Genomic DNA, 11,800 nt, shown 5'->3' with positions numbered 1-11,800 from the left:
AAAGTCCCGACTTTCTCAAAATGATGGACACGCGGCAGTTTTAAATACCAAACCTTTGGCAAAATCCAATTTAGAGCGGTCACTGAATTGTATCGAGCCGTTTTTTTCCGCAGCAGGACCAAACCCTTCCACCCAGTTGCCGTCTTTTCTCAAAAAAGCGACTTCGCGTGTCGATTCAACGCCTTCCGACATGAATTTGTAGTTGGCTAACAAGGTATCACCATGAAGCCTTCCATCGATTTTACCGCGATTTTGATCTTTTTCAAACAGTTTATATTCCAAATCACCGTTGACCATGCTGTCAGATGTTATATTAATTTGCAGGAACGCAGAATCTTTTTCGGTAATGTATGCATAGCATGCAGCGCGCGGCATTTCATCATCTTCAACTACCGTCGTAGATTCAGACTCTTTTTTCGCGCATGACGCTAAGATGCAGGACGTTGCTATCAAAAGGTAGATTCGCATTTTCATATTTGTGATGTTCAGAGATTTTGGTACAATCAAGATAGCGCTTTAACTGCTAAACGCTGGATAAAAACGTAAAACGTGGTTCAGAATTATCACAGCGCCGCACGCATCAATCATTCTTTCGGGATTTTTCCGATTATCTATCGCGTTGCTGAATCCATTCTTGTAATCTCAATGACCTCAACGGTCAGAAAACCAAATTCTTCTGTTACAACGCCCCGGATTTTATAGACTCCCTTCACCGAAAAATTGAATTTTGCTGCTACTTGCGGGAAATGGACTGTGTCGATAAACTGCCCTTCCTGATCCAGAAATGTTCCGAATTGCATCGTTTCACCCCTCGCCGTTCGCGTATTTTTGACCGCAACCAGATAGCCATATTGCACAACTTCCCGATTCACATAAACATGCAGATCCTTGCTCATGACGCTTTTCGGCAATGCATTTTTTAAAAGATCAAAAGGACTGCAAAGCGCAAAACCTAGTAGTTCAATCTGGTCATAAGCGTCGTCAATAGGCGACGAATGGAATGTAGGCAGCTGGTAATCTTTCACTTCGGAGTGGAATAGCTGCTTTTGCGGCACTTTTGACGGTGTTTTACTAAGCCTGAAATGCGCTTTCCAAAGCAATGTTTTCTTGTTAATCCCGGTAAACCTGAATGCATCTATCCGGATCAGGATCGTCAATTGTTCGATCGAAATAGCCACACGGTCGATGAAATTGTTCAGTGACAGAAATTCTCCTTCCTGCTCTCTCGCGGAAACGATTCTCAGTATGGTTTTTTCCTCGATTTCATTCAAAAACTGTAATCCCAGGTAAATGTCTTTTCCTTTTATCACCGCCTGGGCATTACTATGGTTTACGCACGGTGCCATAATCGTAGCGCCCATCATGCGTGCTTCGTGCAGATATAACTCAGGCGCATAAAATCCGCCACCATTGTTCAGCACCGCCACCATGTATTCCAATGGATAATAGGCTTTGAGGAAAAGGGTTTGGTAACTTTCCACAGCATAGGAAGCAGAATGTCCTTTTGCGAAAGCATAGCCCGCAAAACTTGCGATCTGGTTCCAGATTTCCTGCGTCGTCTGCGGCTCGTAACCCATATCGGAGCAGTTTTTAAAATACTTTTTCTTTACCCGCTCAAATTCATCACGACCACGAAATTTGCCGCTCATTCCCCGCCTGATTACATCTGCTTCGCCCAAAGTAAGCTTAGCGAAATAATGTGCAACCTTGATCACATCTTCCTGGTAAACCATAATGCCATAAGTTTCGGGCATCAGTTTTAATAATTCGGGGTGTGCTTCCTGAACTTTTTCGGGATTTTGGTGGCGTAAGATATATTCACGCATCATACCACTTTTTGCCACGCCGGGCCTGATAATGGAGCTGGCTGCGACCAATCCAAGATAATTATCAACTTCGAGCTTGCGCAAAAGCATACGCATGGCGGGTGATTCCACATAAAAGCAGCCAATGCATTGCGCACGCTTGATCAGGTCATTGATTTTTGGATCAGTCTTAAACTTTTTTACGTCGTCAATGTCAATCGGTTGCTCGTCGGGGCGATTGTAACGGATTACTTCCAAAGTTTCCTTGATCTTGGCCAGGCCCCGCTGTCCAAGAATGTCATATTTATTCAGCCCGACGTCTTCCGCAATGACCATGTCGAATTGCGTGGTAGGAAATCCTTTTGGCGGCACATCCGTGGCCGTGAAATAATGTATAGGTCGCTCGGAGATCAGGATTCCGCCCGCGTGAATGCTCAAATGGTTCGGCTGATTATTGTCTTGTAAATAACCTGCATACCGGATTACCAGGCTGGATATCTGATCCAGTTTTTTCGGGTCAAATTTTCCATTGCTCAAAGTGTCAATCTCGTAAGCTGGCAAACCAAACACCTTACCGAGCTCACGAACGGCAGCGCTGTGTTGAAAAGTGCTATATGTTGCCAATAGCGACGCCTGGCCGTTTTTACCGAAGGTGTCAAAAATATATTGCGTTACATCCTCGCGGTCACGCCATGAGAAGTCGATGTCAAAATCGGGCGGATTTTTCCGGTGAAGGTTAATGAACCGTTCAAAATAAAGATCGAGTTCAATGGGGTCAACGTTGGTGATATTCAGCAAGTAAGCCACAATGCTGTTTGCCCCACTTCCACGGCCCACATAGTAATATCCTTTTCTGCGTGCATAGCTCACAATATCATGGTTAACCAGGAAAAACGGGACGAAATTTTGCTTTTGAATCAGATCCAGTTCCATTGCGATCCGGTCAAAGATCTCGTCCGTGACCTGCTCGCCGTATCGATAACCTAATGCCTGATAACTGAGGGAATTCAGTTTCTGGTAATCGTCCTTTGCACTTTTGCCGTAAACCCGCAAATTCTGATGCTCCCGGTCGTCACCGAAATTGAAGTGAATGCTGCATTCCTCCATCAGCTTTTCGGTATTCCGGATGATGAAATCAAGGTCTTTTTCTTTGAAATGATATTCAAGCACCTTCAATGGCATGATCTGCTCTGTTTCCTCGGCCGTTTCTGTCGGCGACAGTTTGCTCAATAATGTATTGCCATCAATAGAGCGCAAAAGGCGGTGCATGTTGAAATCGCGCTTATTTCGAAAACTCAATGGCTGCATCACAACAAGCTTTTCCTTATGCTTGAACAAGGGTGAAAAGCGGATCTTGTTTAAGTCTTTTTGTGCAATGCCGATGTATTCATGGGGTAATAGTGTCTCTTTTTTCTCTGTGGAAAGATTTTCAAATGGGTAAATGAAAATGGCGTTTTGGAGTTCGGGCGCTTCATTCGGATATGCTTCTTTTAACAAAGAATGTCGCGACAGGTAAGCATTCAGCTCCTGAAACCCTGCATTATTTTTAGCTAATCCCACAAATTGCTGTTTCACGCCATTACGAAAATCAATTCCAACGATTGGTTTAATGTCATATTTTGGTGCCATCCTGATGAAGTTCAGGCAACCGGATGTATTGTTTATATCGGTCAGTGCAATGCAGCCATAACCGTTTTCCCGGCTTATTTGAAGCAATTCCTGTTCGGGAATAGTCCCAAAACGAAGGCTGAAATAAGAGTGACAGTTGAGTAGCATGGTATATTGGAAATAAACTTTTTTACTTACTTTTGACGTTACTAACGCACTACGATATGATTATTAGTTTTTCGTCCAAAGACACTGAGAAAATATGGATAGGAGAGAGGGTTAAGAATATGCCAATCGAAATTCAGGAAATTGGTCGAAGAAAACTTAGGATGCTTAATAACTCTCAAAATCTGGCCGACCTTCGAATTCCTCCTTCCAATCGCTTGGAAAAACTTTCTGGTAAAATGAAGGACTTTTATAGTATCAGAATTAATGATCAATGGCGAATTGTTTTTTTGTGGCAGGAGGGAAATGCATCCGAGGTTAGTGTTGTAGACTATCATTAAATAATGGCGATGGAAAAACTTAATAATATTCATCCTGGCGAAATCCTTTCGGAAGAGTTTTTAATTCCGCTGGGAATTTCGGCCTATAAGCTAGCCAAAGACACTGCTATCCCTCAAACCAGGGTTAGTGAGATTATTAAAGGGCGTCGGAGGATAACGGCAGACACGGCGCTCCGTTTCAGTAAATATTTTGGAACCACACCTAAATTCTGGCTTGGGTTGCAGGATGATTTTGATTTGGAGGAAGAACAACATTTGATTTCTCAGGATTTAAAGAATATAAAAACATTAGAACATCAGGCGGCGTAAGTTGTCTTTTCGTTGAGCGAATCAAGCATTGCGATGCGCTGGGATAATGGGTGGGTCGCCGTTGAATGGGTTTCCCATACTTGAAATGTTAGGGATGCCGATGGTGGTGCCCCAGCTTAAAATAGAATTTCCCCGGTTATCGGTGCCATATCGGTTCCTGATATAATCCATTGCTTGATAAAGGTTTAGCTTTTCCTCGGAGTCATCAAACATGTTGATCTGATGACTTCCTGTAACAAGATCACTGAAATTTACCCCAACAAGCCTCACCATCATCCTCCGGTTATGCAGCAGGTCGAATAACCTTTCAATTTGTGGGATCAATGTATGGTCAGCAGAGGTGTATGGAATTTTCACTTGCTTTGACACCGTGTTGAAATCCGAATAGCGGATTTTTACGGAGACGCATGAGGTGAGTTTATTGCCATTACGAAGCTGGTACGCCAGATTTTCACCCATAGCCCTCAGCATTTCCCGCATTCTTTTCACGTCCCCCGTGTCTTTGCCGAATGTCCGCTCATTGGAAATGGATTTGCGCTCATGAAATGGAACAATAGGGGAGTTGTCCAGCCCGTTTGCCCTATTCCAGAGTAGTATGCCGTTTTTTCCTAGTATTTCACCCATCATTTCGACTGGCATTTCCTGAATCGTTTTCACGTATTTAACCCCCATATCATACAACACCTTATTCGTTTTCTCTCCAACCATCGGGATCTTTTGCACGTGCATAGGCGCAAGGAAGCTTTTTTCGGCTCCGGCCTCTATTTTCTTATGATTATCGGGCTTTGCTTCACCAGTCGCAACTTTGGAAACGACCTTGCTGGTGGAAAGTCCGCAGGAAATGGGCAGGCCGCTTTCGCGCTTGATGCGTTGCCTAAGCTCCGTAGCCAGCTGATAACTGCCAAAGAACTTATCCATCCCCGACAGATCCGCATAAAACTCGTCAATACTGGCTTTTTCAAACACAGGCACTGTTTCAGCGATGATTTGGGACACTATCTTGGATTCATCGGAATACATACCGCCGTCTCCCCGGATGATTGTTGCTTCCGGGCAAAGCATGCGTGCCATTTTCATGGACATACCTGAATGGACGCCGAAAGGCCTGGTTTCATAACTGCATGCTGCTACCACGCCACGGTCACCGGTTCCGCCCACGAGGACCGGCCGGTTATTCAGTCGACTATCATGCTTTCGCTCAACCGAAACAAAAAATGTATCCAGGTCCAGGTGTAATATCGTGCGATCCATTTGGTTTGGAATTTTTACAAAAATATGGATTATTTCCAAATATATGGAGCATATCCAAAAAAGAAAAGGAAATATTCCAAAAATTTCGTATGTTTGCTATTGATAAGGAGTTACCAATTTTTGACTTGATCAGCCGAACATGCAAATCGACGAAGAGTTCAAGCGTTTTAAGCAAATAAGGGAGGAGTTAAATCTGACCCAATCCGCGTTTGCGGATGAGCTGGGCATTAGTGCCACCACGGCGGATATTGAAAGAGGCAGGACACGCATTCCCGGGCAGGTCGTGAAAGAGCTGCTGAAAAAGTATCACATCAATCCGTTGTGGCTTTTCGGTGATAGCAAGCAGAAATATTTGCAAGCTGATAAGCTGTTAATGAGCCCAAAAGTCGTCACTGTTGATAATGCCGGTAAGGACAACATCGTGCTGGTAAGTGCCAAAGCTGCTGCGGGCTATCCTAATAACATCGGTGATGCACAGTGGTTTGAAAGCTTGCCGGCTTTCACAATTCCGCTTCCCGAGTATCGGAATGCAACATTCAGGGGGTTTCAGGTAGAAGGGGATAGTATGTTACCAGTGTTGCATTCGGGCGAATGGATTGTTGGCAGGGCGTTGGATGATTGGGAAGATGTAAATCCCAAGCAGATTTATGTTGTTGTCACGGTCGACAGTATTTTGGTAAAAAAGATAAGGCAGGAAAGCGGGTCAACTTTTGTGGATCTGATCTCGTCCAATTCCGAATACAGCCCGATCCGGCTTGATCGCAATGAAATCAAAGAAATCTGGATCGTGAACAGCAAGTTAACTTTTGACCTTGAAGCAGATAATCAGCCAGTTAGCCTGCTGAGTTTGCATTCGGAAATGAAGGAATTGAAAGAGGAGATGAAGAAGCTGGTAAAGGATGTCGTTCTTAAATAGCCGTGTTGGTGTCCCAGAGATATTTTATTCCCATCCTCCACGGAGTTCGTCTAACTGCTTGTCAACATGCTGTATCGACTGTTTAGACATTCCTCCTTTATACTTGGCGACTTTCGAATTATTTGTTGGCAAGTTGTCCCGTTCTCTTCTCAAACTAATTAGTTCGAGGCGCTCCATATCCATCAAAAGATTGAGCGCCTTTTCATTAATGATGTCAACTGTTATGGTCTGTCTCATAATTCTTGCAAGTAAAGCGCTATAAATATACGAACATCTGAGAATTATTGTCTCAAAGATGTAACCTAAGCCTCTTCCGCAACCAACTGCTTCTCGTACAGTTCTTTATAGGCCTTGTTGAGTGCCATCAGCTCCGTGTGGGTGCCTTGTTCGATGATCTTTCCTTCGTCTAATACAACAATGCGGTCTGCGAGCTTTGCGGATGATACGCGGTGGGATATGATCACGGACGTCCGCTGGTCCATGATGCGTTTCATATTGTTCAGGATAATGTTCTCCGTGTTAGTGTCGACTGCGGAAAGGCAATCATCGAGCACGAGGATTTTGGGATCGCGAGCGATGGCCCTGGCAATGGATAGGCGTTGTTTCTGCCCTCCCGAGAGTGTTATGCCTCTTTCTCCAAGCAGTGTCTGGTAACCTTGCGGAAAATCAACAATGTTATTATACAAATCAGCATCTTTCACGGCCTGCTCAATTCTTTCGAAAGGCATATCTGTCGTTCCGAAACGAACATTGTTTTCAATTGAATCTGAAAAAAGGAAAACATCCTGGGGCACATAACCGATTTGACGGCGATAAGCGTGTACGTCGTAATCCTTCATAGGAATGTTGTCGATCAGGATTTCGCCTTCTGTCGGATCGTAAAGACGGCATAATAAATGCGCTAATGTACTTTTTCCTGAGCCAGTCGTTCCTAATATCGCAACGGATTCACCTTGTTTTACATGCAGGTCAAAATCGTGCAAGGCCTTGATCCCGGAATCAGGATAGGTGAAGCCGACATGTTTGAATGTGATTGCGCCTTCCAGCGGTTTTTCAATATTTTTTGTAGAAACCAAAGTCGTCTTTTCATTCAAAAACTCATTGATCCGCGTTTGCGATGACGCTGCGCGTTGAATTTGGCTGGTGGTCCACCCGAGCGCCATTACCGGCCAGGTAAGCATATTTACGTATAAAATAAACTCGGTGATGTTCCCTGGTGTAAGATTTCCATTGATAATCTCCTGGCCGCCGACAAAAATAACCAGAATGTTGCTTAGCCCGATCAGCAGGACTATAACGGGATAAAAGAACGCGTCAACTTTGGTAAGGCTGAGCGATTTATTCTTGAAATTTTCTGCCTCTTTCTGAAAATTATTGAATGAATGTTTTTCCTGAACAAATGATTTAATCACCCTGATCCCAGAAAACGCTTCCTGGACATAAGTCGAAAGTCCTGAAAGCTGCTTTTGAATTTCCTGCGAGCGTTTCATGATCATGCTATTAACGATATAAACGCTGATTGAAAGCACCGGAAGAGGCAGCAGAACATACAGAGTCAGTTTTGTGCTCACAGAAAGCATGTAGGAAATCACAAGGAAAAAAAGTACAATTAGGTTGATGCCGTACATTAATGCAGGCCCGACATACATACGCACGTTGCTCACGTCCTCAGAGATCCGCGCCATGAGATCGCCGGTGCTGTGGCGACGGAAAAAGCTGGCTGGTAAGGTTTGGTAATGCTGGTAAATATCGTTTTTCAACGCAAACTCAATGTGCCGCGACATGACAATGATGGTCTGCCGGACGAGGAACAGGAAAATTCCTTTCAAAAGCGCCATGGCCAGGATTAATAAGCCATAGAGCAGAATGCTGAAAGCGAAAATGTCATACATCTCCGTTTGCAGCGCAGCGCCGTTGAACAAATAATAAATGTCCAGCGTCTCCACCACCAGATCCAGCGCATACCGGACCAGCTGGGCCGGGATTATTCCAAAAAGGTTAGAAATAATAGTAAAAATGGTTCCGAGGATCAGATACCATTTGTATTTCCACAAGTACTGGTTCAGGTACTTTAATGCTTTCACTATAAATTATTTTAAACTGCGGATTTTCCTATGCGGGACGGGCAATAACTAACCAACATCCTATCGTTTCAAAACGTTGCAAATTTAAAAGACGGCATTTCATTTTTTCGATTCTAAACAAAATAGTCTATTTTTGCGGTCAATTTTAAACAAAAAATGCAGGGGAAAGTATTCAAACGACCTTGCCAAATGCAGATACGTTCTTTGATTTACTGTACCTTTTATCCAATTAGTGTTCCGGCTTATGCTGAATAGAAGATTATTAAGAACTAAGGCGGTTCAGGCGCTTTATGCCCGTCAGCTTACCACAGATGCCAACCGATTACTGGCCTTAGACCACATTGAAGCGGCTTTTCAGCCTGATCTCAATTCGATGGAGCCTCAGAACAGGACCAAATTGGCAGGAATGAGAAAGCTTGCCGGGATCACCCTCGATGAATTTATCAAACACGGGAAACCCAATGAAGATGAGGAACTTCCGGAGCAGGTGATCAAAGTCGCAAGGAGCGCTTTTGAAGCATACAGCAGACAAACAATTTCAGATGGAGAGAAGATGGTTCGCCGGGTTTTGAATGAAACGGAATCAATTTACGTGGATTTTATCCGGGTTTTATCCATGCTGATCGAACTTTCGCATCAGGCTAAGATTGACCGTGAAAGAAGATACGACGATCCGGAAGCACCTTTTCCAAAAGACGGAGGCCTCGATTCTAACAGTGTTATAAAGGTTTTGATGGCTGATAAAACACTGGAAGAAGAAATTATCAGGAACGGGATCAATTGGAGTAATGAAATGAACCTTATCCGAAAAATCTATCGCGAAGCTTTGCGGAAGGACGAGGAATATACAGCTTATTGCAAAAATGCATCACATACGCAGGAAGAAGACCAAGCCATTGTGCAGCATGTTTTAAGACAAGTGATATTGAAGCATGAAGTGCCTCTTGACTATCTCGAACAACGCGATCTTTACTGGGTCGATCACAGTGAGTTAATCAGAAGTCTGGCTATCAAAACATTGAGATCAGCAGACAATGCTGCTACTTTTCAGCTTTCACCATTAACAAAAGATTGGGAAGAAGATCGCTTTTTTGTTGAAGAACTTTGCCGGATCGTGGTTGAAGAAAGTGATCAGTATGATGGTTATCTGGACGAACACCTTAAAAACTGGGAACTCGACCGGATCGCGCTGGTTGATCTGATCATCCTGAAAACGGCACTCGCCGAGTTGATCCATTTTCCGGGAATTCCCGTAAAAGTAACCATCAACGAGTTTATTGAAATTGCAAAAAGGTACAGTACGCCAAAAAGCGGTAAGTTTGTAAATGGTGTCCTGGACGTTCTTTCTGTTAAATTAGCCAAGGAAGGCGTAATCAGAAAAAGCGGACGCGGATTGATAGATAACAAATAAGCTGCCGCAATTTTTACAGCTAAAAACCAAATGTCATGAGTAAGACCAGCAATAGTTTAATCGCATTTTTGACAGGTTGTGTCACGGGCGCTGCCCTCGGGATCCTCTATGCACCTGATAAAGGAGAGGTTCTGCGCACGCAATTGACATACAGATTGTCTAAATACAGAGAAAAATTAAAAGACGTAATTGAAGATCTGGTTGAGAAAAAAGATCAGCCTGACAATTTTACAAAAACAGAAGGAGAGCGTGTGGTAAACGATGCACGCGAAAAAGCCGAAAAATTACTTGAAGACGTGGATCGCCTGATGGCGCAAATCAAAGGTCAGGCCAGTTGATTTATTTCCTATGAAAATGCGATCATTGGTTTTTTTATTGGGAATTGCACTAACACTTTCCAGTTGTTCCAAAAGCGATAACAAAGAAGATTCAAAACAGGCAGACTCAAAGATGCCTGTTTTTACTTTGAGTGATAGTTCAACCTATGAATTTGGAACAATTCAGGAAGGCGCGATCGTGGAGCATGATTTCAAATTCAGGAATGATGGCGAATATCCCTTGATACTCAATAATATCACTTCATCTTGCGGCTGCACTACACCCGAATGGCCCAAAGATCCGATCGGGCCGAAGCAGACTGCCAGCATTAAGGTGCGTTTTGACAGCAAAAACAAGACCGGTCCGCAGGTAAAAACCATCACGGTTTATGCCAACACCGAGCCGGCTTACACGGAACTCAGGTTAAGAGGAATTGTAAATGCAGCTCCCAAACCCGACACACTCAATTGACTTTCCCTATCACAACCGAAAGGTTAACAACTTACTAATCCATCCATTACAATGAAGTTTTCCATTTTAGCACAAGCAGCATCCGGCGGTTCAGAAGCCATGATTTACCAGGTTATCATGTGGGTTGGTATCATTGGTGTATTTTATTTTTTCATGATCCGTCCGCAGCAAAAAAAGCAAAAAGAGCAAAAAGAGCTTCTTGGCAATCTTAAAAAAGGAGATCAGGTCGTTACAATAGGAGGGATCCATGCCCGGGTTTATACAGTTGAAGACACTACTGTTACGCTGGAATTGGATAAGGGAGTGAAACTTACGGTGGACAAATCAGCGGTTGCGCGTACGATTGCCGCGTAAGTAATTATAAACGGCACACATTGTAATGTGTGTATTTTCAATTTTTTTGCTGTGAGTAACGTACCATCAGGCCAAAATAAAGTTAAGACCTTCTTCGTATGCATTCTGGCAGCCTCTTTTTTTTGGTTAATGAATGTATTGAACAAGGATAATTATTCGATCAAGCTCAATTATCCGCTTGACATTGAATACGACAATTCGGCCTTTGTTCCTATGCAGCCTTTGCCCAAAAGAATTTCTGTGAATGTATCGGGCGACGGCTGGACGTTACTGCAAAAATCCTGGCTTAATTTTAATGCTAATCCGGTGGTTTACAAGGTGAACAATCCGAATGAAGCGAGTTTTATTAACTCAACAACATTGACGGACCAGATCACAGAATTGTTTCCCAACCTGCATGTGAATTATGTCATCGCCGATACTTTTGAATTGAATTTTGAGCGAAAAATCAGAAAGATAATTCCTATCCGGGTCGACAGCGCGGCCATTAACATTCGCGATGGATATGTTATTTCAAGCATTATCAATGTTTCGCCATCACTCATTTCCGTTGATGGGCCTATTTCGCTGATCCGTTCTTATCCCGACACAATCCGCGTCGCCGTGCCTACGCCAAAAATCCAGAACAATTTTGACGAAAGCCTGCCCATTCCGCTGCCGGTTTCACCGTTGGTAGAAGTTAGTCACAGGGACGTTTACATTAGTTTCGAGGTGGCGCAGTATCTCAATGTGATCACGCCGTAAATTTAATCCTAACATCATTTCTC

13 protein-coding genes are annotated in these 11,800 nt (G+C 43.6%); 8 read left to right on the top strand and 5 right to left on the bottom strand.

What is annotated here, in order from left to right; genetic code table 11:
• Window positions 1-15: 15 nt before the first annotated feature.
• On the bottom strand, window positions 16-474 hold the full coding sequence (locus B5X68_RS04950; RefSeq protein WP_141110193.1) for a hypothetical protein: 459 nt from the start codon (window positions 472-474) through the stop codon (window positions 16-18).
• Window positions 475-611: 137 nt separating this feature from the next.
• Entirely contained in the window at window positions 612-3,581 is a 2,970-nt protein-coding gene (locus B5X68_RS04945) for a DNA polymerase III subunit alpha (RefSeq protein ID WP_082213514.1), read from the bottom strand.
• Window positions 3,582-3,637: 56 nt separating this feature from the next.
• On the opposite strand from B5X68_RS04945, the gene B5X68_RS04940 reads away from it, so the two are divergent.
• Window positions 3,638-3,919, top strand: a complete 282-nt coding sequence (locus tag B5X68_RS04940) for a type II toxin-antitoxin system RelE/ParE family toxin (RefSeq protein ID WP_082213513.1) — start codon at window positions 3,638-3,640, stop codon at window positions 3,917-3,919.
• Window positions 3,920-3,928: 9 nt separating this feature from the next.
• A complete protein-coding gene (locus B5X68_RS04935) occupies window positions 3,929-4,228 on the top strand; it encodes a HigA family addiction module antitoxin (protein ID WP_082214006.1) in 300 nt (99 codons plus the stop codon).
• A 21-nt stretch (window positions 4,229-4,249) separates the two neighbouring features.
• On the opposite strand, the gene dinB is transcribed toward B5X68_RS04935, so the two are convergent.
• Window positions 4,250-5,479, bottom strand: coding sequence for a DNA polymerase IV (gene dinB, locus B5X68_RS04930; protein WP_082214005.1), 1,230 nt, complete (start codon window positions 5,477-5,479; stop codon window positions 4,250-4,252).
• Window positions 5,480-5,618: 139 nt separating this feature from the next.
• Here dinB and B5X68_RS04925 point away from each other — a divergent pair, with 139 nt between their 5' ends.
• The gene (locus B5X68_RS04925) at window positions 5,619-6,395 is read left to right on the top strand and encodes an XRE family transcriptional regulator (protein ID WP_082213512.1); all 777 of its coding nucleotides are present in this window, start codon (window positions 5,619-5,621) and stop codon (window positions 6,393-6,395) included.
• Window positions 6,396-6,419: 24 nt separating this feature from the next.
• Here the strand turns inward: B5X68_RS04925 and B5X68_RS04920 are convergent, their stop codons facing one another.
• Window positions 6,420-6,632, bottom strand: coding sequence for a hypothetical protein (locus tag B5X68_RS04920; protein ID WP_082213511.1), 213 nt, complete (start codon window positions 6,630-6,632; stop codon window positions 6,420-6,422).
• Window positions 6,633-6,697: 65 nt separating this feature from the next.
• Window positions 6,698-8,479 (bottom strand): ABC transporter ATP-binding protein, encoded by a 1,782-nt coding sequence (locus tag B5X68_RS04915; protein ID WP_082213510.1) that lies wholly within the window; start codon window positions 8,477-8,479, stop codon window positions 6,698-6,700.
• Window positions 8,480-8,723: 244 nt separating this feature from the next.
• Between B5X68_RS04915 and nusB the strand changes: the two genes are divergently transcribed.
• From nusB to B5X68_RS04890, 5 genes are all read left to right on the top strand, one after another.
• The gene (gene nusB / locus B5X68_RS04910) at window positions 8,724-9,890 is read left to right on the top strand and encodes a transcription antitermination factor NusB (RefSeq protein ID WP_082213509.1); all 1,167 of its coding nucleotides are present in this window, start codon (window positions 8,724-8,726) and stop codon (window positions 9,888-9,890) included.
• 35 nt (window positions 9,891-9,925) lie between these two features.
• Window positions 9,926-10,228 (top strand): YtxH domain-containing protein, encoded by a 303-nt coding sequence (locus tag B5X68_RS04905; RefSeq protein ID WP_082213508.1) that lies wholly within the window; start codon window positions 9,926-9,928, stop codon window positions 10,226-10,228.
• A gap of 10 nt (window positions 10,229-10,238) precedes the next feature.
• A complete protein-coding gene (locus B5X68_RS04900) occupies window positions 10,239-10,679 on the top strand; it encodes a DUF1573 domain-containing protein (protein ID WP_082213507.1) in 441 nt (146 codons plus the stop codon).
• 51 nt (window positions 10,680-10,730) lie between these two features.
• Window positions 10,731-11,033: a preprotein translocase subunit YajC gene (yajC, locus tag B5X68_RS04895; RefSeq protein ID WP_082213506.1), complete on the top strand. Its 303-nt coding sequence runs from the start codon at window positions 10,731-10,733 to the stop codon at window positions 11,031-11,033.
• A gap of 129 nt (window positions 11,034-11,162) precedes the next feature.
• Complete coding sequence (locus B5X68_RS04890; protein ID WP_082213505.1) at window positions 11,163-11,777, top strand: YbbR-like domain-containing protein; 615 nt, start codon at window positions 11,163-11,165, stop codon at window positions 11,775-11,777.
• The last annotated feature ends 23 nt before the right edge of the window (window positions 11,778-11,800 follow it).

The organism is Dyadobacter psychrophilus, assembly GCF_900167945.1.
Classification (GTDB): Bacteria; Bacteroidota; Bacteroidia; order Cytophagales; family Spirosomataceae; genus Dyadobacter; species Dyadobacter psychrophilus.
Note: the sequence above shows the minus strand (reverse complement) of the source record. Positions and strands in the feature narration are given on the sequence as shown.

Excerpts from the sequence above, each read along its gene's own strand:
- nusB (WP_082213509.1), top strand. The coding sequence starts at position 8,724 with ATGCTGAATAGAAGATTATTAAGAACTAAGGCGGTTCAGGCGCTTTAT.
- B5X68_RS04945 (WP_082213514.1), bottom strand. The coding sequence starts at position 3,581 with ATGCTACTCAACTGTCACTCTTATTTCAGCCTTCGTTTTGGGACTATT.
- B5X68_RS04890 (WP_082213505.1), top strand. The coding sequence starts at position 11,163 with ATGAATGTATTGAACAAGGATAATTATTCGATCAAGCTCAATTATCCG.
- B5X68_RS04935 (WP_082214006.1), top strand. The coding sequence starts at position 3,929 with ATGGAAAAACTTAATAATATTCATCCTGGCGAAATCCTTTCGGAAGAG.
- B5X68_RS04905 (WP_082213508.1), top strand. The coding sequence starts at position 9,926 with ATGAGTAAGACCAGCAATAGTTTAATCGCATTTTTGACAGGTTGTGTC.
- B5X68_RS04950 (WP_141110193.1), bottom strand. The coding sequence starts at position 474 with ATGAAAATGCGAATCTACCTTTTGATAGCAACGTCCTGCATCTTAGCG.
- yajC (WP_082213506.1), top strand. The coding sequence starts at position 10,731 with ATGAAGTTTTCCATTTTAGCACAAGCAGCATCCGGCGGTTCAGAAGCC.
- dinB (WP_082214005.1), bottom strand. The coding sequence starts at position 5,479 with ATGGATCGCACGATATTACACCTGGACCTGGATACATTTTTTGTTTCG.
- B5X68_RS04920 (WP_082213511.1), bottom strand. The coding sequence starts at position 6,632 with ATGAGACAGACCATAACAGTTGACATCATTAATGAAAAGGCGCTCAAT.
- B5X68_RS04940 (WP_082213513.1), top strand. The coding sequence starts at position 3,638 with ATGATTATTAGTTTTTCGTCCAAAGACACTGAGAAAATATGGATAGGA.
- B5X68_RS04925 (WP_082213512.1), top strand. The coding sequence starts at position 5,619 with ATGCAAATCGACGAAGAGTTCAAGCGTTTTAAGCAAATAAGGGAGGAG.
- B5X68_RS04900 (WP_082213507.1), top strand. The coding sequence starts at position 10,239 with ATGAAAATGCGATCATTGGTTTTTTTATTGGGAATTGCACTAACACTT.